The following is a 799-nucleotide window of genomic DNA, read 5'->3' as shown; positions in this document are numbered from 1 at the left end:
TCGTATTGCCACAGGCGCAGCGGGTGCCGGGCGAGCCCGGCGAAGGCATAGCCACGACCGAGCAGGTCGTCATACCGCTGGACCGCTGACGCGACCGAAACGTTGCTGGCGAAATCCAGATCCCTGAGTAGTCGACCATTCCAGTTCTCGGGCACGCGGATCAGCCATGCCGTCCCGTCCGGCAGGGTTCCCGCATGTTCGTTGAAGGCGGGCTGCTCCTGCGCCGACGCGAGCGGGGCGAAGCCCGCGGTCAGAGCGAGGCAAAGCACCACCATTCCGGTCCGCGAACGCGGGCCGGCCAAATTGGCTGTCCGTGACATGAATTTCCTCCAGTTTGATGCAGCGATGAAATCCGGCTCCTCTTCCGGGGAACCATCGCCGGGAAAAAACATAGATAGCTAATTATTAGTGTCAAGGGCTCTGATGCACAAATCGGCTTAAGGCCGAGGTTCCCCTTTCCCCGGACGGACTTATCCCACAGCTTCCGTGACGGGTATTCCGAGCGCGGTGTAGCCGTTCAGGACGGCGATGCGGACCTGGAGTTCGGCGACCTGTCGATCGAAGTCCCGTGCCATGAGCCGCTGGCCCAGCAACTTGATACAATGCATCTTTGTCTCGACGCGGCTTCGGCGGTGGTATCCACTCCATCGTCGCCAGAGCGCGCGGCCCAGGTATTTCGCCGCGCGCAGGGCCTCATTTCGCGCCACGGCTCCGGCGGTGATCGTCTTCCAGGGCTTCGCGTTCTTGCGGGGCGGGATGACGGCATGGGCACCGCGATCTGCAATCGCATCGTGGCATT

Annotated in this window: 1 protein-coding gene and 1 pseudogene; both read right to left on the bottom strand. The window is 62.6% G+C overall.

The features are described from left to right. Positions 1 to 320, bottom strand: a pseudogene (locus tag A3764_RS19265) (hypothetical protein); the annotation flags it as partial. Positions 321 to 470: 150 nt separating this feature from the next. Beyond that, positions 471 to 799 (bottom strand): transposase (locus A3764_RS19260; RefSeq protein WP_150122312.1); only part of this gene is annotated, 329 nt, incomplete at its 5' end.

It is taken from the genome of Sulfitobacter sp. HI0129 (assembly GCF_001635395.1).
Classification (GTDB): Bacteria; Pseudomonadota; Alphaproteobacteria; order Rhodobacterales; family Rhodobacteraceae; genus Sulfitobacter.
Note: the sequence above shows the minus strand (reverse complement) of the source record. Positions and strands in the feature narration are given on the sequence as shown.